Origin of the sequence: Pseudomonas sp. ARP3 (assembly GCF_001029595.1) — a bacterium.
Classification (GTDB): Bacteria; Pseudomonadota; Gammaproteobacteria; order Pseudomonadales; family Pseudomonadaceae; genus Aquipseudomonas; species Aquipseudomonas rhodesiae.
Genome location: NZ_LEKF01000010.1, coordinates 127,225 through 146,471, shown reverse-complemented (window position 1 = coordinate 146,471; position 19,247 = coordinate 127,225). Strand labels below are relative to the sequence as shown.

At 59.2% G+C, this 19,247-nt stretch carries 30 protein-coding genes; 1 reads left to right on the top strand and 29 read right to left on the bottom strand.

The features are described 5' to 3' along the window. Positions 1-11: 11 nt before the first annotated feature. The 29 genes from ABX75_RS14125 to ABX75_RS13990 all read right to left on the bottom strand — a co-directional run bounded on the left by ABX75_RS14125 (position 12) and on the right by ABX75_RS13990 (position 18,331). Positions 12-479 carry a phage protein Gp13 family protein gene (locus tag ABX75_RS14125; protein ID WP_047882139.1) on the bottom strand — a complete coding sequence of 156 codons (468 nt, stop codon included), beginning with the start codon at positions 477-479 and terminating at the stop codon, positions 12-14. After that, positions 466-2,811, bottom strand: a complete 2,346-nt coding sequence (locus ABX75_RS14120; RefSeq protein WP_047882138.1) for a hypothetical protein — start codon at positions 2,809-2,811, stop codon at positions 466-468. Before ABX75_RS14120 ends, ABX75_RS14125 begins: the two co-directional genes overlap by 14 nt. After that, on the bottom strand, positions 2,808-3,407 hold the full coding sequence (locus tag ABX75_RS14115) for a hypothetical protein (RefSeq protein ID WP_047882137.1): 600 nt from the start codon (positions 3,405-3,407) through the stop codon (positions 2,808-2,810). The genes ABX75_RS14120 and ABX75_RS14115 overlap by 4 nt, the downstream gene beginning before the upstream one ends. A gap of 59 nt (positions 3,408-3,466) precedes the next feature. Further along, positions 3,467-3,847: a hypothetical protein gene (locus ABX75_RS14110; RefSeq protein WP_053060092.1), complete on the bottom strand. Its 381-nt coding sequence runs from the start codon at positions 3,845-3,847 to the stop codon at positions 3,467-3,469. Positions 3,848-3,856: 9 nt separating this feature from the next. Continuing rightward, positions 3,857-4,297 (bottom strand): Bbp16 family capsid cement protein, encoded by a 441-nt coding sequence (locus tag ABX75_RS14105; protein WP_047882136.1) that lies wholly within the window; start codon positions 4,295-4,297, stop codon positions 3,857-3,859. Between the two features lie 34 nt (positions 4,298-4,331). Then, the gene (locus ABX75_RS14100; RefSeq protein WP_047882135.1) at positions 4,332-5,324 is read right to left on the bottom strand and encodes a major capsid protein; all 993 of its coding nucleotides are present in this window, start codon (positions 5,322-5,324) and stop codon (positions 4,332-4,334) included. Between the two features lie 18 nt (positions 5,325-5,342). Beyond that, complete coding sequence (locus tag ABX75_RS14095; RefSeq protein WP_053060091.1) at positions 5,343-6,053, bottom strand: hypothetical protein; 711 nt, start codon at positions 6,051-6,053, stop codon at positions 5,343-5,345. After that, complete coding sequence (locus ABX75_RS14090) at positions 6,050-6,343, bottom strand: hypothetical protein (protein ID WP_047882134.1); 294 nt, start codon at positions 6,341-6,343, stop codon at positions 6,050-6,052. Before ABX75_RS14090 ends, ABX75_RS14095 begins: the two co-directional genes overlap by 4 nt. Then, positions 6,343-8,037 carry a portal protein gene (locus tag ABX75_RS14085; RefSeq protein ID WP_047882133.1) on the bottom strand — a complete coding sequence of 565 codons (1,695 nt, stop codon included), beginning with the start codon at positions 8,035-8,037 and terminating at the stop codon, positions 6,343-6,345. Before ABX75_RS14085 ends, ABX75_RS14090 begins: the two co-directional genes overlap by 1 nt. 1 nt (position 8,038) lies before the next feature. Continuing rightward, the gene (locus ABX75_RS14080) at positions 8,039-8,392 is read right to left on the bottom strand and encodes a hypothetical protein (RefSeq protein WP_047882132.1); all 354 of its coding nucleotides are present in this window, start codon (positions 8,390-8,392) and stop codon (positions 8,039-8,041) included. Between the two features lies 1 nt (position 8,393). Further along, the gene (locus ABX75_RS14075; RefSeq protein WP_047882131.1) at positions 8,394-9,854 is read right to left on the bottom strand and encodes a terminase large subunit domain-containing protein; all 1,461 of its coding nucleotides are present in this window, start codon (positions 9,852-9,854) and stop codon (positions 8,394-8,396) included. Next, entirely contained in the window at positions 9,817-10,443 is a 627-nt protein-coding gene (locus ABX75_RS14070; RefSeq protein ID WP_047882130.1) for a hypothetical protein, read from the bottom strand. The genes ABX75_RS14075 and ABX75_RS14070 overlap by 38 nt, the downstream gene beginning before the upstream one ends. Beyond that, positions 10,433-10,897 (bottom strand): lysis system i-spanin subunit Rz, encoded by a 465-nt coding sequence (locus ABX75_RS14065; RefSeq protein WP_047882129.1) that lies wholly within the window; start codon positions 10,895-10,897, stop codon positions 10,433-10,435. The genes ABX75_RS14070 and ABX75_RS14065 overlap by 11 nt, the downstream gene beginning before the upstream one ends. After that, positions 10,894-11,412 carry a glycoside hydrolase family protein gene (locus ABX75_RS14060; RefSeq protein WP_047882128.1) on the bottom strand — a complete coding sequence of 173 codons (519 nt, stop codon included), beginning with the start codon at positions 11,410-11,412 and terminating at the stop codon, positions 10,894-10,896. The genes ABX75_RS14065 and ABX75_RS14060 overlap by 4 nt, the downstream gene beginning before the upstream one ends. After that, positions 11,409-11,693, bottom strand: a complete 285-nt coding sequence (locus tag ABX75_RS14055) for a holin (protein WP_053060090.1) — start codon at positions 11,691-11,693, stop codon at positions 11,409-11,411. The genes ABX75_RS14060 and ABX75_RS14055 overlap by 4 nt, the downstream gene beginning before the upstream one ends. 274 nt (positions 11,694-11,967) lie before the next feature. Next, positions 11,968-12,147 carry a hypothetical protein gene (locus ABX75_RS14050; RefSeq protein ID WP_047882127.1) on the bottom strand — a complete coding sequence of 60 codons (180 nt, stop codon included), beginning with the start codon at positions 12,145-12,147 and terminating at the stop codon, positions 11,968-11,970. Next, the gene (locus ABX75_RS14045; protein ID WP_047882126.1) at positions 12,144-12,506 is read right to left on the bottom strand and encodes an antiterminator Q family protein; all 363 of its coding nucleotides are present in this window, start codon (positions 12,504-12,506) and stop codon (positions 12,144-12,146) included. Before ABX75_RS14045 ends, ABX75_RS14050 begins: the two co-directional genes overlap by 4 nt. Further along, positions 12,503-13,105: a recombination protein NinG gene (locus ABX75_RS14040; RefSeq protein WP_047882125.1), complete on the bottom strand. Its 603-nt coding sequence runs from the start codon at positions 13,103-13,105 to the stop codon at positions 12,503-12,505. Before ABX75_RS14040 ends, ABX75_RS14045 begins: the two co-directional genes overlap by 4 nt. Next, a complete protein-coding gene (locus tag ABX75_RS29420; RefSeq protein WP_177329686.1) occupies positions 13,102-13,269 on the bottom strand; it encodes a hypothetical protein in 168 nt (55 codons plus the stop codon). The genes ABX75_RS14040 and ABX75_RS29420 overlap by 4 nt, the downstream gene beginning before the upstream one ends. Continuing rightward, positions 13,269-13,685 carry a recombination protein NinB gene (locus ABX75_RS14035; RefSeq protein ID WP_047882124.1) on the bottom strand — a complete coding sequence of 139 codons (417 nt, stop codon included), beginning with the start codon at positions 13,683-13,685 and terminating at the stop codon, positions 13,269-13,271. Before ABX75_RS14035 ends, ABX75_RS29420 begins: the two co-directional genes overlap by 1 nt. Then, positions 13,682-14,158, bottom strand: a complete 477-nt coding sequence (locus ABX75_RS14030) for a hypothetical protein (protein WP_047882123.1) — start codon at positions 14,156-14,158, stop codon at positions 13,682-13,684. Before ABX75_RS14030 ends, ABX75_RS14035 begins: the two co-directional genes overlap by 4 nt. Then, positions 14,155-14,520: a hypothetical protein gene (locus tag ABX75_RS14025; protein WP_047882122.1), complete on the bottom strand. Its 366-nt coding sequence runs from the start codon at positions 14,518-14,520 to the stop codon at positions 14,155-14,157. The genes ABX75_RS14030 and ABX75_RS14025 overlap by 4 nt, the downstream gene beginning before the upstream one ends. After that, positions 14,520-15,170 (bottom strand): hypothetical protein, encoded by a 651-nt coding sequence (locus tag ABX75_RS14020; RefSeq protein WP_047882121.1) that lies wholly within the window; start codon positions 15,168-15,170, stop codon positions 14,520-14,522. Before ABX75_RS14020 ends, ABX75_RS14025 begins: the two co-directional genes overlap by 1 nt. Next, entirely contained in the window at positions 15,170-16,552 is a 1,383-nt protein-coding gene (gene dnaB / locus ABX75_RS14015) for a replicative DNA helicase (protein WP_047882120.1), read from the bottom strand. Before dnaB ends, ABX75_RS14020 begins: the two co-directional genes overlap by 1 nt. After that, entirely contained in the window at positions 16,545-17,342 is a 798-nt protein-coding gene (locus tag ABX75_RS28440; RefSeq protein WP_082136157.1) for a replication protein, read from the bottom strand. Before ABX75_RS28440 ends, dnaB begins: the two co-directional genes overlap by 8 nt. Further along, positions 17,339-17,560: a hypothetical protein gene (locus ABX75_RS14005; RefSeq protein WP_047882119.1), complete on the bottom strand. Its 222-nt coding sequence runs from the start codon at positions 17,558-17,560 to the stop codon at positions 17,339-17,341. Before ABX75_RS14005 ends, ABX75_RS28440 begins: the two co-directional genes overlap by 4 nt. An 87-nt stretch (positions 17,561-17,647) precedes the next feature. Continuing rightward, positions 17,648-17,893, bottom strand: a complete 246-nt coding sequence (locus ABX75_RS14000; RefSeq protein WP_047882118.1) for a hypothetical protein — start codon at positions 17,891-17,893, stop codon at positions 17,648-17,650. Between the two features lie 19 nt (positions 17,894-17,912). Then, on the bottom strand, positions 17,913-18,107 hold the full coding sequence (locus tag ABX75_RS13995; protein WP_040267807.1) for a hypothetical protein: 195 nt from the start codon (positions 18,105-18,107) through the stop codon (positions 17,913-17,915). A 29-nt stretch (positions 18,108-18,136) separates the two neighbouring features. Beyond that, the gene (locus ABX75_RS13990) at positions 18,137-18,331 is read right to left on the bottom strand and encodes a Cro/CI family transcriptional regulator (protein WP_040267806.1); all 195 of its coding nucleotides are present in this window, start codon (positions 18,329-18,331) and stop codon (positions 18,137-18,139) included. Positions 18,332-18,439: 108 nt separating this feature from the next. On the opposite strand from ABX75_RS13990, the gene ABX75_RS13985 reads away from it, so the two are divergent. Next, on the top strand, positions 18,440-19,225 hold the full coding sequence (locus ABX75_RS13985) for a LexA family transcriptional regulator (RefSeq protein WP_047882117.1): 786 nt from the start codon (positions 18,440-18,442) through the stop codon (positions 19,223-19,225). The last annotated feature ends 22 nt before the right edge of the window (positions 19,226-19,247 follow it).

The following is a 19,247-nucleotide window of genomic DNA, read 5'->3' as shown; positions in this document are numbered from 1 at the left end:
CCAGCACATGGTTATTCCTCTCGATTCAGCGTGAAGGGGTAGAACGGCAGGCGCTTAGGCCCATACGGGACGGCCTCGCCGAAGTCGAAGCCCAGCCATTTCAGCCAGCGAATGGCCGAGGTGTTGCGGGCGTCGACGTAGTTGATGAGATGGCGATGCCGGGTAAGCATTTCCTGTACTTCGGGCTTGCAGACCTTGAGGAAGGCCCGGGCGTGTGGCTCGACGTGTGTAGTGCTGATCAACCAGGGCACGCCGATTGAACCAAGCACGCTGTGCACCGCGTCCCCGAACACAGCGACGATATGGCCGTTGACCACGATCTTGCGGGCATTGAGGCTTTCATTGATGCCCGCCAGCAGCTCGCGCTCCAGAGAAATGCCCAGACCCTCAACAATCTCGTCGATATCGGCCTGGCGCACGTCGCGCAGAATTTCTGGGATGTCCTCAAGTTCAATCGGCAAAACGTCAGCGACCGCCAATGGTCACCTCCGGTATCACGGCAAGAATGGACAATGGCAATGGATCTTCCTGGCGGATAAATACACGGCCCTTGCCCTGCCAGTTGTTTGTTATGGAGATTTCAGCCTGCCCCGTAAGCAACTCAATTGGCGGCTCATACTGGTCTCGATCGGTCTTCTGTGGGTACAGGTGATCCTTGTCCTGGCCCGCCATGATCCCACGAGACTCTTCGACCAGAACCGTCACCGACGTTACGGCTATCTTTTTGTCCAGAACCGTTTCGTTGGCGTTTTTAAGCTCAAGGTCCAAAGTTTCAAAGTCGGAAACATACGGGAGGCCCGCGTGGATAATCCCGGCATATTCCTGAAGAACCACGCTGCCACCAGTTACAACGCGCTGCGGGTGTACGCTGCCGTCGGCGAGAATGGAAACCTTCTTCCCTTCCAGGTGCCCGAGGCCGGATACGGTTTTGATCTGGCGCGCCCACGTCGGGGTTGCTTGGCTCCGCAGCGAATCAGGGCAGACGATCAATAGCTTGACCGTTACTGAGCTGGTGTTGGTGTAACCAACAACCTCAACTCGAACGGTATCCGTACTGGTATCGCCATTTTCGGCGGTGACAGTGCGCTTCAGGGAATAGTTGACGCCCACACTGCCTGCGGTGAACGGGGCGTGCCCCAGGCTGGTCATGGTCACAACCTCGGGATAGGCCCAGGTAGTGCCGCCAGAAAGCCGCATCGTCTTGGTGGTGTCGGCATTCCGCCCGTCATAGGTCAGGCCACAGTCAACAAAGAATGCATCCTCAATGCTGGGGATCTGCCGGCTGGCCATGCGCTCGATGAATCGCTTTTGCACGCCGTTTATGGTGCGGCGCACGACCATGTACAAGGCGTCTTCCTGGCCTTCCGGGATGCAGGCGATGGACTCGACAAAGCCGTCAGTGTCATGCCAGTGCCAGCCCACCAACTGCTGCTCAGGCATGAATGTCATCCCCAGTAACACACCGTCGTCGCGCACGTACCAGACGATGGAGTCAGGGATTTTCTGGTATGCAACGTTGGTCAAGGTCCGGCCACGGAACAAGTGAGCGCTGAACAGCGTCAAGTCTTCAGCCGCGAACCCGTCAGCATTGATCGAATACCCGAACGATGAGACCCGGTTGCCCCGCGCCTGCACGTACACGGCGCTGTTGCCCACCACCACAGGCCTGACGATCGATGAGCCGTCATAGCCTTCAGGGACCGATTGCATGGTCTTTGGGGTCAGTCCAGTGTCGCCGCCTGAAATGGTGAACTCGCTGCCCGAGGTGAACACCAACAGCTTGCGCAGGCCAACCAGATGGCGCACACGGTTCACTTTGTCGCTGACAAGCGTGGCGGTGATTCCGTCATCGTCCTTGTTCGGCGTCGAGTAGCCGAAGTTCTTGAACAGCCCGGTCTTGCTGGTCCAGATCGTCTGCGGGCTGAGGTTGCTCCCGCCAAACACCAGCCGCTGCTGGTAGTAGCCAACGGCGCCAGGGTAGTTGCCAGTCCCCACGAATGGGTCATTGCCATTGGGCGGCGTATCCGTTTTGACAGCCTGAACGTTGCGGTCAGAGAAGCTGGTGCCAGTCGAACGCCCGATAAAGCCGTAGATGCCCGCCCCTACGTTGTCCTTGTAGACGATGTAGTAAGTGGCCCCTGGCACCGCGTCCCACGTCAATTGGCCGGTCAAGGTATCGTTGAACACGGTGATCGAGTTGCTGGTCACCGGAAGCGACTCGTCGAGCGTGCTGTTGTCGTCCAGCACCGCAGTTACCTGATACCGCCAGACCTGCTGCACCCCTGCGCCGCCACCACTTGTTGCACTTGCCGAGGCCGGCGCGGCAATGCGCGGAGCTAGATTGATTTCGGACACGGTCCAGTTGTCATGCCCCAGGCGCGCCAGCTCCCGAGGCTTGTAGGTTGGATGCGCCAGGGTCATCACGTCAGCAGACTGAGTGAAGCCAATCTGATCGAGGTCTCCACTGACATACGGCATGGCCAGCTCATAAGGCTGTCCCTGGGTCGGGCCCGCCGCGCTTATCACTACCTGACCGCCATCCTTGATCACTCGCATGTTCATTTCATTGAACGCAAGCACATAGGTCTGCACATCGTTGAACTGGAAAGGAAACAGCCGGCAGAACTTCGTCGAGTCCTTGACCTCGGCTACCAGCTTTGTGCCCGCACGGTTGCGCACGCCGCCGTAGGGCATAACCATGAAGTTGCGGCAGAGCTTGAGCCCGGTGTAGTACCGGGCAATGTCGGTACGGGCGCTGGCCGACGGCGACAGCTCTCCCGCCGCGAAGGTGGGTTGCAGTACGCTGCTCATGCTCTCACCGTGATGAATTCGGATTCGGGCTCTTGATCGTCCTGGGATTCTTCGAAGGCTGAGCCCTCGGCAATGGTCAGCGCCATTTGGTATTGCTGAGCGGCGAATTGCACAAGGTCGGTCTTGGCTGCCAGTGGTAGCGCCAAGTCCATCGACAGGCGCCAAGCCAGCACATCGGCGAACTGCGGATCAAAGAACGTGGGGTCTTCTACCCTGAATGTGAAATGGCATACAGCCTCGGGCTGGTCGGTATGGATCACCCGGCCGCCGGCGTCGTAGCCGATTTTGTAGGGGATTTGCATATCGCTGGTCAGCGACCTGCGAAACCCAGGCTGAACAATGTCACGCACTTTCAGGCAGTCTGCAGGATATCGGTAGCGATACGCCCAGCCAGGCGCAGGGCTGCCCAGGTCAGCAAGCGCAACAATCGATTCCGCGAACGGCCAAGGGAAGGCCTGCAACACCAAGTCGCGCAGGGGCCCGTAAAACACGCGGCACTGCTCGGCCTCCTTGCTGTGTTCGGTGAGCGAGGCAATGGCCTTGGTAACCGCCACCCGCGACAGCGCGATGTTGCAGATTTCGATATCGCTGGACATTCGGGAACCTCAGAAAAAGAAAAGGGCCCCGAAGGGCCCTGAGGGGTTGTTGCTGGTGGTCAGGCGTCTGGCAGGTCGGTGTCATTACCTGCGTCGTCGCCCTCGTCGGCCTGGTCGTTGTTTTCTGCGTCCTGCTGGCCCAGGTGTTCCGGCTTGGTGGTCTCACCGCCAGCATTCAGGCGAGCCGCTTCCGCTTCGGCCTCTGACTTGTTGCCGGTAAAGGTGCCAACCATCTGGCCCGCCGCATCCTTGATGACGAACTTGCCGGCTGCGCCGCGCGCAGCCACGTAGCCGGTGTACTTCTGCACCACCACCTTGTCCAGCTCTTTACCAGGCTGCATCCAGCTGCCCAGGTGTTCCGGCTTGGTGATAAGGAAGGTCTCGCCGACCTCCTTAATGCTTCCGCCGTAGAAGCCTTTTTCTTTCGCCGTAACTTCCATAAATCCCCCTTACAGAATCACAGAGCCGCTGGCGTAGACGGCAGTGTCCTGCACATCTTTAACCAGGCCAGCCCAGAACGTGCCAGCAGTGAGTGGACCGGTGCCGATCACGTAGTTCACGCGCAGATAGCGGCGCACGCCGCGCGGAACCGCAACCTGTACCGGGCGCTTGCCGGCCGCGAGGTCGGCCAATGCCAGAGCGCCAGAATCGAACAACGTGACCCAAGTAGCGTTGTCATCACTGGTCTGCAACTGAATGTTGGTAGTCGCCGCGCCAGCAGCTGCGGCTGCTACCAAGATGGCCACCACCAGGTAAAGCGGTTCGCCGGCGCCGATATCGCGGCGGGTGTTGCCATGGGTCAGCGGCCCAAGGTCGATGACGTCGGTGGATGCCGCCGAGGCGGTTACCACCTGAGCAGCGGCAAAGGTGTTCAACTTGTCAGTGATCATGGTTCTGTCTCCAATGAGCCAGGGACCAGCAGTCTTAGACTATTGGCGCCTCGGTGTTGAGAAGGGCGTCGACGGTACGGAAGGGAACGCCGCGCAAGCTGGTGCGGAACTCGCCGTCGTATTCGTCGATCTTGAGCTGAACGTTTTTCTTGTTCATTGCCTGAATGTCCAGGCACTCGCGAATGGTGCGGTTCATGTAAAACGCTGCACGCCCCATCTTCAGGTTCGGAATGCGGTGAACTGCGCGGATCATGTTCTCGATCAGCTTGACCACAGAGCCGTCGGTGTCGGCGAGCAGGTCGGAAAGATCGATGTTGCAAATGCGCACCGCGTAGCGCCAGTCACGCAGCGCAACACCATTATCCCAGCCGTAGTGATCGCGGAAGGCGCGGAATTTCTTCCCGGTTCCGTCGTCCACCAGCTCGATACCCATATCCTGGTGGTCCAGGCCCGCCTTTGAACCCTTGGGGTAGATGCCGTGTACGGTTTGATCACCCCAAACAACCAGCCAGATAGACGTGTTGTCGGAACCCGAACCACCCATTTTGATGATGTTCTGGCCGTTCTTCGCGGTGCTGTCGCTGTAGCGCGGCGACAAGCCCAGCGGTTGCGAAGGGTTCAGAGCGCTGTTGCTGTAGAACACAGCGGAAGCCATGGTTTGGTTCATGCCCTCGACGAAAGCGGCGTTTTCGGAAAGGCGGAACGCGGCGGTGTTGCCGTTCAGCATTGCCAGTTTTTCGTCCACGGTGCCGAGCGCTTCAAGCATTGCGCAGGTCTCATCAACCTGGGCGGTGGTCGATTTCTCGGACGGGATACCGGCGTTCAGTGCACGCCAGGCGCCAGTAGGCAGGCCGGTACGCACGGTGGTGCGGTGACCGGTCGGAAGGTTGCCCTCGATCCAGAGCATATCGGTGAGAATTTCGTTGGTCTGCGTCAGCATCTCAACGATGCGGGCTTGTTTCTGGTCCGGGTCTTGACGCTTTGCCCAATCGGCAAGGGTCAGCGCGGTAGTGGCGATAATGGCCATGCGGTAATACTCCGTTGGTTATTTGGCGTTGCCGTAGAACACTTCTTCGTTCGACTTACGGCCGGTGGTGGTCTGGCTGCCAGGCAAGACGAACTTGTCTTCCGAGATAGCCGCGCTGATGCGGTGGCAGAACTTGAACAGCGCCGGGTGGTTGCCCAGCCCGGAGGTATTCAGCAACTCGGTCAATGCCGGGTCGCCGAAGGACTGAATGACCTTGATGGCGCTCTCTACGCTCTTGTCGTAGTTCTCGCCGCCGATCTCAGGGTCGTTCTTGATTGCTGCAGCCCAGTCCTGCGACTGCTTGGTGACGGCGGCCTGGTATTGCTCGGCCTGCTTGTTCGCCAACTGGGTCTGGAAGTCGATCAGTTGCTGGGCCTTGGCCTGTGGAATGTTCAGTTCCTTGGCAAGGTTCTTGAATTCACCCAGGACCTCGGTATCCATTTCCATGCCTTCGGGCAGGGTGAAGTCCTCATAGGCCTCAGGCGCGCCAGTTGGCTTTTCCTTCCCATCCGCGTCCTTGGGCTTTTCAGCATCATCAGGCTTGGATTCTTCGGGCTTCGGCGCCGCATCAGTTGTAGGAGCGGGCGGGGTCAATACAGAGCCATCAGCCGTTCCGGCCGGGGCTTGCGCTGTAGGAGCGGGAGCATCAGTGCCGCCACCCTGCCCGCCATCGGCCGGGGCCTCGTTCATGTACACGCGGCCAAGCAGCTTCATCATCAAAGGGCTCATTCATCTGTCTCCTGGGTTTGTTCGGGGATTGGCTGCGGCGCATTCTCGGCAGCCATGACCGCGTACAGCGATGGGGTCAGGTCGTTCACCTGGCTCAAAAGAAGAAGGCCAACATTGCGTTGGCCTTCGTTGTAATTCGTGATTGCGTCGGTGGGACCGATTGAGGGCTCAAATAACCTGCAATCGCCGAGGGTTCGCCACATAAAGCGGCGCCCGCGGTGGTCGCTCATCAACCACTTAAAGTCAGCGATTGCCTGAAGTTGCTGTTCGGTGGGCTGTTGTTCGGCCATCACACAGATCCCGCAAGTGCGGTCAAGGCGTTGTCGCCGCCGGTATCGGTCTGGCTCAGCATCTGCGCACCCTGGATGACGCTACCCAGCTCCTGCTGCATCTGTGCCGCTTGTTGCGCCTGGGCGCGCTGCTCACGGATCTGCACCACCATGTCATCAGCGCGCACCAGCGTTGGAGGCACGCCGATCAGTTCGAAGTACTGGCGCATGGCTTCGTCGGAGTCGAGCAGGTCCAGCGCCTCGGTGCTTTGGGTGACGGTGGCCACAGTGCCGGCGAAGCCAATAGCGCGCTCAATGCTGGACACGCCGATAGCCTTTTGTGCCTGGGCCAGGATGCTGGTGAACTCGATACGCAAGTCCATATTCGCCAGTTCTTTGGGTGGCGGCGGCAACAGCGGCGCACCTGGTAGCTGGCCCATCCAGCGCGGGATCGACTGCTCCAGCATCTGGTTGAAGTACATGTCGACCAGCGGATCAAGCAAGTCATCGGTCTGTCGCTCCAGCACCGGGCCCAGCATCAGCAGCTTTTCTTCCTTCCGGGTGGCGATCTCGTACGCGGTGCGCACGCTGTCCATCTGGCTGATCATCAAGAACAGATCGACGAAGAACGCGGTGTCGATGATCGAGCTGTCGGCGGCAATCTCGCCACGCAGTTGGCCCAGCCAAGCGGGCTGAACCTCATACAGCGGAGCGAACTTGGCGCCAACCTGCATATCGTTCAGGTAGGTGATGCTGCCCGGCAGGATTGAGGCGCGCTGATTTTTGAGGCTGGCCGGCGCGCCCATCGGTGGGCGCACGCCCTTCTCCAGCAGCTCTGCCTTGCGGCGCTCCATCAGCTGGATGGCCTTGGTGGTGCCGATGCACATGGAACCAGGGCCGGTGCCATACACATCCTCGCCAAGCACATCCCAGCGCGGGGCCATGACCGGGAACACCTTGAAGCCTGATTCGCGCAGCATCGAATCCTTGTCGCCACTCTTCTCCCAGTACACGGACCGGAACGGCATGTTGGTGTTGTCCTTGCGACCCTTCTCGCGTGTGTCGTTGGGCTCAATGCCGTGGCAGATATCGATCCAGGCGTCGGGCTTACTGCTCAGCAGGTTCTTGGACGCGGTGTCCATCTTGTCCTTGCCGAACTGCTGTTCCATCTGGCGGGCAGTCATGCGGAAGTCGCGGTAGAGCGTGTCCACCTGGTTGCGGCTGTTGTTGGCGAGCATATAGCTGCCGACGGCCAGCGGGTAGGAGCGCAGCAGGTCGCTGTCGTCAGGCATCACAACCATCGGCGCAGTGCCGAAGATGCCTTCTTCGCTGTAGCGGTTGGGCAGAACGCTATACAGGTTCGACCGGGCCATGACTTCGCGCATGGCATTTTCGGCGGCGAACAGCCATGCCTTGACCGGGGCGAAGTCCATCAAGCCGGGATCAGGCGTGCCGAACTTCACCCACGGCGACGACGGGTTTGTCATGCCGGTGTGCATGCCAGCGCCCAGCGTGCGGGCCGCAAACGTTGCCTGCGGGTTGATGATCTTCTGATCGCGGCGCTTGCCGTCGTTGGTGTCGGTGTTGTACCAGCGGCCGGAACGAGGGCTGATGAAGTCGCCCAGTTCTTTCCACTCGGATAGCCAGTTGCTGTCGCGCTCGCTCTTGAGAGCGGTGTAGCGCTTCTCGCAGCGTTCGCGCAGGGAGTCGGCCAACTTACACCCCCAACAACGTTTTCTGGCTGGTGTTGGCATTGCCAAGCACGCCAGACGAGCCGGTCAAGATAGTGCCGCCCTGGCCAGACTGCGCCAACCGGCGCTTGCGCTCAGCCTCCACGGCAGCCTGCACAGAGTCACTGGACGTGGTTGGAGCTGCCGCGCCTGCAACTGAGCCGGCAGCTTCCTCCGCTGCCTTGGCTGCTGCCTTCTCGCGGTCAGCCTTGCCCAGCATGCCAGTGTTCTCCCCGGTGAGGTTGGGCAGGCCCAGGCCCTCGAGAATCACGTCACCGCCGCGCAGGGGGTCAAGGTCAATGGCCTTGTTCATCAGCTTCTTGATGCTCTTTCCGCACATGTCAGTTACTCGCGTAAGGGTCGTATTCGGATTGGAATTTGCCTGAGTCATTGGACTCCAGCTGCCAGCGCTGCTGACCAAAGCGGCGCATCATGTATGCGTATCGAACGGCTGAAAGAATGTCGTCGTTGAGCTTGACGATCTTGCCGTTCTCATCCCGGTGGTAACTCATCTTCTCGTCGAAGAAGTCCGACAGATGGGAGAAAACCTTGAAGCGGCCGGTGGTCATGCGCTCGTACAACTCGACGAGACCAATCTCCACGCCAACACCGCCGTCCGCCCATGTAGCGTGCACATCGAGCATCTGCCAGCCGGCGTCCACATAGGCCTTCTTCTGCTGCTCTCCCGATGATTTCTCGGACTGCAATCCATCAGAAGGCCATGCGGTCGGGATGTTTGCTGCCCAAGCCTTGACGGTGCCCCACACGGTTGATGGCGTGACGCGTGACTTCTTCCAGGCATGGGCCAGGTAGATCACATCGGATTCGATATCGATCCACAGTTGAATGTGCGCCTGCGGGTGATCCCAGCCGAAGTCCATGCCGTTGATAACGTAGAAGTGCGGCGGACAAGGGAACGACTGACACTTAATGGCTTCATCGCCGAAGTCGAATATCAAGCCAGTGCCAAGCAACGGAAGCCCCTTCGAACGCATATCGCGCTGCCACTCTGGGTACATACCTAACAACTTGCGCTGAGTATCAGCAGTCAAGTGAGGTGCGTCAGCCCAGGTGGCGCGCTGGATGTATTGGCCCTCGGCCGGGCAGTCCATGAACTGAACAACCAGTTCGGTGCGCCCGTTCTCAGGGGTGAACGTCAAAATTCCGCGACCACCAAGACCACCGTCACCAGTTGCGGTACGGGTCAGAACTTGCGGGTAGATCGCTTTGTCGCGCGGCTCTTCGTCGATGTGGTACCAGTCGACGCTGTCGCCCATGATTGCGTGCTGGCCCTGACTGTAGGACCAGAACTGCACTGTCGATTGGCTGCCGGATTTGTGCCGGACAGTGATCTGCCGCATGGCGCCGGATGTGCCGGTGGCGGACAGATGCGCAATGATTCGATCAGCGGGTATCAACCCACCAGTCCACTTGCCACCCTCCAGCGTGCCGAACAATGGCGTCTGGAGCAGGTCGCGGGTTTTCTCCATAGAGAACCCCAGCAGCCAACACATCGGCGCATGGTCGAATGCGTGGCCTTCCCAGTCCTCAGGGTAATCACCCAGCAAATGCATGGCATCGATCGTTAAACCAGTGCGCGTCTTACCAACGCGGTTGGCCGCCATCAGCATGCACGACGTGTGATCGGCCGTGGCCTTTACGAACTTGCGCTGCCACTCATAGAGCGTTTCAAACTGGAGCAGGTGACGCCTCTGTGCATCCCGGCGCGCCTTTTCCTCCAGCAACGCCAATAGCTCAAGCTTGTCAGCCCTGGACTGCGAGCTTGGCGATTCTGCGATCAAGTTCTTCTTCCGTCAGTTGACTGCGGTCATCGCCTGGCTTCTCGGCGCCAACGTCGTAGGCCTGACGCTCAAGGGCAATCAGGTTCTTCAGCGTCTCGGCCAACTCTTTCATGGTCTTGGAGCGGGAAGGCAGATCAATAACCTTCATGTAAAGGTCGTTGCGCTTGTCCTGTCCCTTGTCGTCCTCATTGCGCAACATCTCGCCAAGCTGTTCGAACAGGTCACGGTTGTCGGTCAACCCTTCCAGTTCATCCAGCAGCTTGTTGGCAAGACGACGGGAGCGCCCAATATCAGTGCGATGAGCAATACGGATGTTTGCAATGACTTGAGCATTCGCTTCAACGATTCCGCGCTCGGTTACCAACTGTTCTTTGGTAACCACACTGGTAACCGTGTCTCTGGTAACCAATGAATCAGCCTTGGCCTTGATCTTCGCGGCAAGGTCTCGAACCCAGCTGTCACGCTTTGCGCGCTTCTGGATGGCAACGTGTGAAACACCGCAACTTGATGCAATCTCACGGATGGACAGCAGTCCTGCCCGGTAGAGCTGTTCAATGCGCTCCCAGTCGGTGGGCTGCTTATCGGTCATTGCTGAAATCCTTCAAGCAGACGGTGTTGATGTAGTCCTGTGCCGCGCGCAGGGCTATCAGTCCTTCGTCACCGTCGTTGGCGATGGCGACAATTCGTTGACCAGCCGCTGGGTCAAGTTCGGCTCGCGCTTCTGCATCACCCAGGCCGGCGGTGGTGCTGGTGTTTCGCACAGCTGGACAGGTGGCCTTGACGGACAGCCGGCGAGCGCCAGTAGCGACAGCATTACGAAGCTGGTTGTTAGCGGTCTGGGCATCGGTCAGGGCCTTTGTGTGTTCGGTATCGAGCTTGGCCAATAGGCGCTGAGTGTTCTTGCGTGACTCGGCCGCGCGCTCAAGGGTGTCAATGCGATCCTTCGCAACGGCCATGTCCTTGGCCTGTCCCTGGATGTGACTCCATCCGCCGTAGATCAGCACCAGGCATGCAGCGAGCGCGGCGATCAGGTAGCGAATCATTGCTGGGCAGCCATGCACTTGGCATGACGCTCAAGCTGGCGAGCCCAGACGCCCCAGCACCGTTTGTTGCCCGGTGTGGAGCAGTCGAAGCCAGCAGCGAACTTGTACTTGAGCAGGTCATGGCAGGCCTGGACGTAGTTGCCGGCCAGCAGGTCGCGGCGCGGCGAGCCAGCGCGCCAGGTGCCAATGCCGTACTGGCCCACGAAGTCCATGTAGATATCGAACTCGGCTTGGTGCAACGCGACACCAGGGAGCGATGCAGCGAACTGCTTCTCGGCCTGGCTGTTCAGGTTGCGGGCCAGGACTTCTGCGCGCTGCGGGGTGATGGTGTCGCCCATGCGGACCGGCGAACCGTCCTCGTGGCGGGTCGAGCCGTGGCCGATGGTAGGAACGTCCCCCTTGGTGGGGATCACAGCGACAGGCGTGTAGCCCTCGCTCGCCTGCCAGGTTGCGAAACCGGCAGCGCTCAGACTCAGCACTGTGACGGCGATGCGCTGGCGAATGACGGGGCTCATATTCCGCACTTATCCATCAGGGCCTTGATGCGGGCGGCGCTCTCGGCGTCTGCCCTTCTGGCGTCTGCGGCAATGGCTTCGGCCTCTCGTCGATCACGCCGCGCCTGGAAGTAAACGTTGATCAGCATGCCAAGCACCGCAATGCCAACGCCCGATATGCCGATCCAGTTGACTTGGGAAAGCCAGCCGTAGAGACCAACAGCGCCGCCGGCAAGCATCCCCTTGTTGGCCACTGACGCACCCACCACCTCTACGATGCTCTCGGGCGTCGGGTTGGCCATGTTTCTGCTCCTGCCTGGGGCTGCCATAGGGGCCTCCAGATACGAAAAAGCCCCGCACAGTGGCGAGGCTTGAGAATTGGCGGCACGCCACTGAGTCGAACAGTCACCGTTTACAGTGGGCCGGAGTTCAAAGCCGGTTGCCTCCCGCGAAGCACGGCGTGCCAAATTTTGCTCACAAAAAAGCCCGACTCAATGGCCGGGCTTGTTTGAAGCGGTAAAACCGCAACATGGCGCTAATGTGCCATTACTGAGTTAACACGTCAAGAAATAACCATTACCCAATGACCTCTCCACCCAATACAGCCGTAGCCTTCAGCTCTTCCAGGCGATAACTGGCGTGCTCTGCGTCTATTGCGTAGATGTAGGTGGAAAACTTCCCGTCGGGCGTCTGGAACTCAACAGAGAACAACTTCCACCATACGCCAGCAACCATAACCCGGCTGGCGAGCTTCATGCCGCCTCCCGCATTTCAAGGCATCCGTCGATGTAGGCATGCCCGGCAATGATCAGTTCGCGAACCTTTAGCCGGGCCAGGCCTACTTCCTTTCCTACGTCAGCCATAGTCATATCGAAGCCGCGGTAATACACGGTGATGCATGCGGCCATCATTGGCCAGCGCCTGGCCATCACTGACACCAGGCGATCAATCATCATGGCGTCTTCGTCTGTGATGCAGGCGGATGGCAGGCAATCCATCTGCTCAACGTTGTCCCGCATCAGGACGTATGAGGGTGATGTGCACCGTGGAACACCTACCTGTTGACGGCTCCAGCGGCCCCACTGAGTCAAAAGCTCTTCGGCATCATGATTCATGCTGCAGCCCTCTTCAGCTCTCTGGACATTGCCCGGTATTTGGCCTTGATGGCCTTGATCTCTTCCACGGTGTACTTGCAGGCCGGATGCAGACCCTCCAACCATGCAACCTTCTCGGCGCCGATGCGCTGCACCAGGCGAATGCGGTACTCCACGGCATTGCCGGATAGGTTGCGGTTGCACTTCACACACTGCCGGTGGATGTTCAGCGGCTCGAAGCGCAGCTCAGGACAGGCGCCGACAGATCGGTAATGCCCAGCGTCCCAGCGGCTGCCGGTCATGAGGTCGCTGTCGTTCGGTGTGGAGTCGCAGCTGATGCACGGCAGATGCGCGTCGCGCAGGCGCACGTACTCGTTCACCGCGGCCTGGGCTTCGCGCAGGTGGTCCGCCCTAGTCTTCAGCTTCTCCTTGCGGACCTTGATGTCCTTGCGCTCGATATCGGCCAAGGCCTTGCGCGCCTTCGGCTCATGCCTGGGCGCGTCGATCATTGCGCACGCCGGGCTGCACACAGCTTGGCCGATGCGTGCGGGGACGAATGAGGCCCTGCACGTAGCTACGCGGCATTTCTTCGGCTTGGCCGGCTTTCGCTCGATGCTCATAGCGCTTTCCTCGCGGCGCGCTCAACTTCCGCTTTCCGCTCGCGGCGCTTACGTTCGAAATCCTCGATTGACCGTTGGCGGCGCTTGTCGATGAAGTGGCCAGCAATCACGCCAATGACGACGGCGAAGAAAATCACAATCCAGAATTGTTCTGACGCACTCATCAGTACCGCCCTCCCCAGTTGTCCTTTTGCGTCCAGCGCACCTGGTGCTCGGCGCCGAACGCGTGCACCCACTCGATCAACTCTCCGCACTGCTTCACGGTGAGCTTGCTGGTACGCTCGTAGATGACGTCGAAGCCGTTGCCGTCTACCGCTGGGATCATCTGCGGCTGATCGCCCGACTCACGCAGCCAGGCGGCGGTCAGCAGGCGCTTCCAGATCAGGACATCCCACTTCTTCCCGGCGTGCTCGACCTGGGCGGCGATATCGGCCAGAGCCGCGTGCAGGGCCTTGTTCTGCTCCCCGCTGCGGTCCACTTCGGTGATGGCCAGCTTCTTGGGCTTGCTCAGGTCCAGGCTGGCGATATGACCCATGGCCCTGTTGCGGTCTGATTCGTTGCGGATCTGGAGGCTGGTCATGCTGCAACCTCCGCCAAAGGCTTGCCGATGCGCTGGACCAAAAGATGGTCACGCGAGATAAAGGCGTCGACGACGAAGCCGCCAAGGTCGATCGCCAGCGGAATGTCCTCACCCTTCCCGCGCGCCACGTAATATTTACGGTTCTCGCGCCCTTGTACCGGGTCAAGGACGAAGTAGTTCTCGTCGGTGACCTCGATCAGGATCTGGTGGTTGCCGCCTTCGATATTGAGCGAAGGTGACGTGCACAGGTACACACCCTCGTCAGCCAGCGGCGGGCAGTCCAGGCTGAAGAAAGCCGTGTATTCAACGCCGAGGCGCTCCAGCATTTGCCGCAAGGTGAGATCGCCATTGCGATAAGGATGGTGCATGTCTTCGATGATTTGCGGTGCCGGGCGCCCAACGATCATGGCTAGACAGGTCGACACGCAGCTGTACGGGCACGGTTGCATCTGGTGAGTGATGATCGGGTTCATGACTGCTCTCCCTTTCCCATGGCGGCGCGGGCGGCATCGACATTGAGCGATTCGCCAGGCCGGACGTCGTCCCAATGGGCCAGCAATGGCCGCAACGCATTGCGCAGCGCCTCGTTCTCGGACTTGAGCTGGTCGCGCTCTTTTTCGAGCTGTTCGATTTGCTTTTTCAGGCGTATCGCGCATGAGTGCTTCATGCCGTTTCGGGCTTCGTCGATGTCGGCAATCAGGGCCAGCACCGTTTCCGGGCTTACCTCTTCGTGGAACTGCTGGAACGCACGCATTTCCTCGTCTTCGTCGGCAAACCTTATTGTGTCCTGGGCGGCGTATGCGGCAGCTTTCTGGATGTCGGTGTAATCGGTCATCACGCAGCCTCCCGTGCGTTACAGCACTGGATGATTTTTTGGGAGAATTGGGAAAGCGCCCATTCGGCGCGGCTGGCCTGTCGATGCTGGGAAAGCTTCCGCTGGTTGATTGGCCCGTGTAGGCCCTTCAGGTAAGTCTCGCGCGCCTGACGATCCATCCAGCCCGTGATGACCTCTTCGATGATGTCTCCAAGAAGAACGCAATCAGGTCGGCGCTGATGCTCGCCGGCCGAAAGATAAGCGGCGTAGGTGCGAATGCCGAACCAGCTGCGAACAGCTGCACCAATCTCGGCGGTTGAATAGCTGACCTCACCGCGCTCACTGAAATAGCTCAGCATCCCGTGGAACAGCTCACCGCCAATAATCTCGGCGCGGCCGTAAGCAAAAACCACCGGAAAGCCGGTGACCTGTTGAGCGTCCAGCGCTTTTTCGCGCTCAACCTGGCTAGGGGTCGGCCCCTTAACTTCGACGAACGCACCGACTGCAGGAAGGAAGAAGTCAGGCATGTATCCGCCGTGGCGGGTGATCACGGTGCGCGGCTCATACACCCAGGAAACACCCATCACATCCATAATTGCTGCCCATCGAGTTTCCGAGTGGGAGCGCATTTCGTAACCGCCGTAGCGGAAAATCGTTTGCTTGTCTCTCATCAGAAAGTCTCCTTTTTGGCGTAGCGACTGGAAAGGGATGCGACTTTTGGTGAGGGGGCTGCCGCTGGCTCTGGTTTCCATCCAGCAGCTAGGTCCTCGAAGCGGTTGTACTGGCCAAGGAAAGCGGCCCGAACGGTTCCCGTTTCGACATCCCGGCCTTTGCCCACAATGATTTCGGCGATGCCTTTCTGTTCGCTGTTTTCGTGGTAGACCTCGTCGCGGTACACGAACAGGATCACGTCGGCGTCCTGCTCAATAGCGCCAGACTCTCGAAGATCGGACGGCACCGGGCGCTTGTTCGGACGCTCCTCGCACTTGCGAGAAAGCTGGCTGAGCAGCACAACGGGGATTCCCAGCTCGCGGGCCAGTAGCTTGCAGCCACGACTGATGCTGCTGACCTCCTCGGTACGGTTGCCGCCCTCGCCTTCCATGAGTTGGAGGTAGTCGATCATCAGGATGTCGAGCCCGTAGCGCATCTTGTGGCGGCGGGCCAGCGATCGAATGCGTCCAACTGTGGCGCCGGCGCGGTCAGCGATGAACAGCTTGGCTTTTTTGAGATTGGCCACCGCAACGCCCAGGCTATCGCCGTGCCCCTGGCAGGCAGTACCGTTCTTGATCAGGTTTAGTGGGATCTTTCCCTCTGAGGCTGTTGCGCGGTCGATCAACTGACCCTTGCTCATCTCCAGACTCACGACCAACCCTGACTTTGCCTGGCGTACGGCGGCATCGATAACGAAACCCATAGCCAGAGTTGTCTTGCCCATGGCCGGCCGACCGGCGACGATAATCAGTTGCTCCGGCTGTAGGCCGCCCAGCTTCTCGTCAAGGTCCTTCAGCCCAGTAGACAAGCCGATCAGGGTCTGCCCGCTCTCATGCCGGTCGTGACGCTCCTGCCAGACTTCAAGCTGGTCAACGAGTACGTCGGACGCCCTTACAACCTCATCAGCATCAGAACCGCTGTCGATCGCCATGGCGGAGGCCTGAATCGCGGCGATTTTGGACTGTGTGTCTTGGTCGCCGTGCGCAATTTCCATCGCTTGGCTACCCAGGTCATACAGGGCGCGGCTGATGGCTCGATCACGAACGATGCCCGCGTAGGTGGATGCGTTGGCCACGCTTGGCGTGTTCTTCACGATCTCGGCGCAGTAGGCGAAGGCTGGCGAACCGTCGGCCATCGAACCGATGTGATTGCCGACCGAAAGAAAATCCACCGCCTGCCCTGCCGAACGAACCGCCATGATCCCGCGATACACATCAGCGTTTTCGGCGAAGTAGAACGACTCGGCCGACAGGTCATCGCTCAAGGTGTCGATCAGCTCGGAACGCTGCATCATCGCGCCCAGGAGGCCGTGTTCGGCCTCGATGCTGTAGGGATCACGCATGGTAATTCCCCTCGACGACCTTGACGAAGTTGCGGGGGGCGATGAGCCAATCGAACGAGGCGCGGAACGGTTTGGTGCCGAAACGGCCTTCCACCTTGCCCATCAGGAAGTTCGAGGCTTTCACGGATTGGAAGTACTCACGCCAGAACGCCAGGTCGCGATGAGCTTCGTGCTCACGCCACCGGCCTTGCAGGTGCTGCTGGCGGGTTTTGTTGATCAAGGTTACGGCAGGCAGCTCAGGAAGGATTTCGTGATACAGGTCGACGATGGCCCGGTGTGGGCATGCGTCGGTTTTCACCTTCGAGATTTTCTCCGGCGCCGCTTCCGGTTGACGCTCGGCGTCGACGACTACCTCGTCAGAGGTAGTAGTTGTATTTGTGTCTTTATTGTGTGGTGGAAACGCCACTAAGGACGTGGTGGAAACGCCACACTGTGGCTCTTTTTTGGCTGTGTTTTTCCGGTTGTTTTTTGCGTCGATTCGCCACTCACGAACGGGGGAAATACCGATCGGCGCCTTGCTCCCACCGTCGCGGTAGATGACCCGCTGACGCAGTAACTCGCCGATGATGCGGGAAACGTCCTCACGGTGGATGTTCGCCATCTCAGCGATGTAGGAGGCAGCAATACGGGCACTGTCGAGGTTGTACCCAGCTGTTTGCCGGTGAATGGCCAAGGCAACACGAAGCTCACGCCCAGAGAGGTCGGCCCGGATCAGGGCCTCATAAAGATCGTTGTCCATCCGGGTAAACCCCCCGGGGCTTTTTGCGCTTAGTTGAATGACATTACTCATGGGCGGACGCCTTTAGACGAAGCCAGGAATGCCTGCAACTGATCAAGGCATTCGCGCACGAGCTTATTTTTGGATGGCTTGGAGTACTGGAAGCGAATCTGCTTCGCTGCGCTCATTGCGGCGTTGAGGTGGAAGTTGCTGCGCGCCACGTTTTGCGATTGGAGAAAACGTGGCGCGGGATTATTCAGGGCCTGTACATCAGTGTTCGACGTATGCATAATCAGCTCCACGTTGAAACGTTATTTGCAAGCGCTGTAAAAAGAGCCGGGATTGCGCCCCGGCTTTTTTGTGCCTGCGGTTTGGGTTTATTGGCTGGGGTCTTCATCAGGCCCTCCTTTTTCAGGCCCTATTCCGGGCTTCGGCGGTTCTCGCCTTGTTGTTGGCAGATGCCGGATCTTTCCGGCGCCTCTTGGCCTGGTCTTCTCGAAAAAACGCTCTGCTCCAAGCTTTGCGGCGTATTCGTCGGGCGTCATGCCCGCATCCTTCGCCAAACGTTCAAGCTTCTCGTAGAGGCGCCCATCGATCCCGTGGCAGATCGTGGTTTCAGGCACATAGCCTCCTTCAGGGCCTTCAGGCCTGCATGTGTTTACCAGTAGCATTCGGTTCAACGATGCTTTCCAACTTCTCCTCGACGCACATGCGCACAAACACGGCCAGCTGCAGCTTGTGCAGGCGAGCCACAGCCTTTAAGGCTTCATAGGTTTCATCGTCATAGCGGGACTTGATCTCCCGGTCTTTCAGGTGGCGTGTGTCGTCGTATGCCATTGGTGAGGCTCCTTGGTTGTTCGAAAGGGTTATGCAGCTGATTTCTGAGATGGGAACGGACGCTGCTCTTGGGCGGACAAGCTGCCGTCCTCTTCGAGGGTCACGAACACATCGCGGCCGACACGGATCGCTTTACTCAACGCGCCCTGGGTGCAACCAAGCATCTGGGCGGCCTTGGTATGGCCGTGTTCTTTGGCAAATTCGGTGAGTGTGATTCGGCGCATTGCGGCGTCCTCTGCGTAGATTTCACCACAAGTATGACCGCCGGTATTGTTCATAGTCAATACCGGCGATATTGGTTAAGTAAATACCGTGGGTAATACCATCAGCAGATGAAAAAAGACTCCCGACGGCTTCCGTTATCCGAATGGCAGCTGCAAGACAGCGCCCGGCTGAAATCCCTGTTCCAGGCCAAGCGCGGGGAGCTGAAGCTCACCCAGGAAAAGCTTGCGGCCGAACTGGGTGATGGCGTCACGCAAGGTGCTGTCAGCCACTTCATGAACGGCCGCACTGCTCTGAGCGTGAATGCGGCGGTGGTATTTGCGCGTGCCTTGGGCGTTCCTGTATCAGAGATAAGCCCAACTCTCGCGGCCCAGATCGAAAAAATGTCTCAGGCGCTGCCAGGAAGAGACACTCAGCAGGTGATTGACGGCCGCACTCCCCCGCGCAGCTTCGATTTGAAGGATGAGCCCGGCTACACCGGCGTCCTCCAACTTACAGCGCGCGGCTCAACCGGTGACGGCGACGACAATCCACACGTTGAGATCCGCGGCGTAATGGCGTTCAAGTCGGCCTGGCTGCGCGCCAACAACCTCAACCAGAAGCACCTGGACGTGATCTACGCCAGCGGCAACAGCATGGAGCCGACTATCAACGACGGCGACGTACTGCTGGTGGATGAGTCGAAGATTGAGCCCAAGGACGGCCAGATATTCGCCATGCAGAGCGAATCGAAAGGCACGATCGTTAAGCGCCTGGTGAAGTCGGATTTCGATGGCTGGATCATTCGTAGCGATAACCCAGACAAAGCGCGCTACGGCGACGAGACGCTGCGTGACGGGGAGATAAACGAGGTTCGCATCATCGGTCGCGTGGTTTGGCGCGGCGGGATGCTGTAGCAGTTAATGCTTTTGGCGTATC